The sequence below is a fragment of the Siccibacter turicensis LMG 23730 genome, assembly GCF_000463155.2.
Lineage (GTDB): Bacteria > Pseudomonadota > Gammaproteobacteria > Enterobacterales > Enterobacteriaceae > Siccibacter > Siccibacter turicensis.
In genome coordinates, this window is record NZ_AWFZ01000039.1 from 1 (window position 1) to 2,039 (window position 2,039).

Here is a 2,039-nt window from a genome sequence, read left to right on the forward strand (position 1 = left end):
ACCGGCCTCCTGATAACGCCGGGACGGGCGGGAAAGCCTTTCCCGGTCGGCGCGGGGTTGGACAAGCCGCAGGCGCGTCAGGCTTTTGGCGGGTTTCGGGGCGCAGCCCTGAACCAGTCACGCAGCGCTAGCGGAGTGTATACTGGCTTACTATGTTGGCACGGATGCGAGTGTCAGTGAAGTGCTTCATGTGGCAGGAGAAAAATGCAGCAGCGGAGCGTAAGCAGAACATGCGATACAGGATATATTCCGCTTCCTCGCTCACTGACTCGCTGCGCTCGGTCGTTCGGCTGCGGCGAGCGGTACCGGCTTACGGGCGGGGCGGAAATTTCCTGGAAGATACCAGGAAGAAACTTAACAGGGAAACGATGAGGTCGCGGCGAAGCCGTTTTTCCATAGGCTCCGCCCCCCTGACAAGCATCACGAAATCTGACGCTCAAATCAGTGGTGGCGAAACCCGACAGGACTATAAAGATACCAGGCGTTTCCCCCTGGTGGCTCCCTCGTGCGCTCTCCTGTTCCTGCCTTTCGGTTTACCGGCGTCATTCCGCTGTTATGGCCGCGTTTGTCTCATTCCACGCCTGACACTCAGTTCCGGGAAGGCAGTTCGCTCCAAGCTGGACTGTATGCACGAACCCCCCGTTCAGTCCGACCGCTGCGCCTTATCCGGTAACTATCGTCTTGAGTCCAACCCGGAAAGACACGAAAAAACGCCACTGGCAGCAGCCATTGGTAACTGAGATGTGCGAGAGATTTATCTGGAGTTCTTGAAGTGGTGGCCTGACTACGGCTACACTGGAAGGACAGATTTGGTGACATGTCTCGCACAAGACTGTTACCACGGTTCAGAAACTTGCCGGTTTACTGAACCTTCGAAAAACCACCTTGCCGGGTGGTTTTTTCGTTTTCAGAGCAAAAGATTACGACTGAAACGACAGAATCACAAGAAGATCATTTACTCCGAGAGTAGTAACTCCCACCATGTTTGCCTATCAACACACTTAGGAAACATTACTTGCGTTTAGTTATACGACTTCTAGCTCTCCATAACAGATCCTCATTTTCTGCTGATGGATTTCGACGGTATCGTTCCTCCGCTTTCCGTACTCCATATTCAGGAAACACCCTGACAGCAACCATTGTATAAAGACATAACACACCAAAAGTAAAAATAAAAAACCAATAAACTCGAACATATATCACCCTCTTTTCTTCTCATTTCTCATGCGTGTAGCCAACATTATTTTATAGTTAGCTCTCGTCGGGTTCTCCATATATTTACGGGTAGCACGTTCGACGGCAGATTCAGATGAACTAAAAAAAAGCATAAATAATTTAAATGTAATAACGGCGACTACCACTACACCAATAAATGTAAGCATCACTCTTACTCCTGTTATCAACATTGAACATAACATCTCTTGCCCGCACCGCCCCGGACAGCTTCGCCACGAACGGGGCGGCAGTCAGCCAAAACCAACAACAACCCATCCGGTAAACCACCCCGATCGCGACAGATAAATTTTACCCAACTGCATAGCCATGCAGCCAGGTGAATGACGGCAGGATTCAGCCCAAAAACAGCGTGAAGGCCCCGAAAACCGGCAAATGCTTCTCCAGCCACTCCCACAGTTCTGCCGCCAGATGCAGGCAGTTAAGTACAGCTTCAATAACCTTAAGCAGTTTCATAATTCACCCTGGTATAGGCAGTGATCTTTGCATCACGACGTATTTAGCGGGGAATTTCGCAGCCCTTCTTCTTGGGGTTTGTCACGGGACGGCACCCGTCAGCCCAGCGTCGGTCCTTTGTAGGTTTTCTGCGGCTGGCGCTGCAACTCCAGGCTTTTCTGATACTCATGCTCCCGCTGCCGCTGCTCTACCGTACTCAGCTCCCGGACAAGCGGCGCAGCTGCTCGCTTAAACTCAGCACCTGCGTGCTCAAGTCCGACACGCGCTCGTTCAGCGCCGCGTTCTCCCGTTGCATAAGCCCACACATGCTCCGCCATTCCGCGAAGGCGCTCTCCCATTCGTCCAGCCTT

At 52.0% G+C, this 2,039-nt stretch carries 3 protein-coding genes; 1 reads left to right on the forward strand and 2 read right to left on the reverse strand.

The window, feature by feature from the left end; translation table 11 throughout:
- Positions 1-626: 626 nt before the first annotated feature.
- The gene (locus DW58_RS21540) at positions 627-740 is read left to right on the forward strand and encodes a hypothetical protein (protein ID WP_007772075.1); all 114 of its coding nucleotides are present in this window, start codon (positions 627-629) and stop codon (positions 738-740) included.
- Between the two features lie 459 nt (positions 741-1,199).
- Here DW58_RS21540 and DW58_RS21135 read toward each other — a convergent pair whose 3' ends face one another.
- The gene (locus DW58_RS21135) at positions 1,200-1,382 is read right to left on the reverse strand and encodes a hypothetical protein (protein ID WP_029463786.1); all 183 of its coding nucleotides are present in this window, start codon (positions 1,380-1,382) and stop codon (positions 1,200-1,202) included.
- A 503-nt stretch (positions 1,383-1,885) separates the two neighbouring features.
- A partial coding sequence (locus DW58_RS20195; protein WP_029592966.1) for an MbeD family mobilization/exclusion protein occupies positions 1,886-2,039 on the reverse strand: 154 nt, incomplete at its 5' end.

Bases quoted from the DNA above. Each gene is read 5' to 3' on its own strand.
- DW58_RS21540 (WP_007772075.1), top strand. From the start codon at position 627: ATGCACGAACCCCCCGTTCAGTCCGACCGCTGCGCCTTATCCGGTAAC.
- DW58_RS21135 (WP_029463786.1), bottom strand. From the start codon at position 1,382: ATGCTTACATTTATTGGTGTAGTGGTAGTCGCCGTTATTACATTTAAA.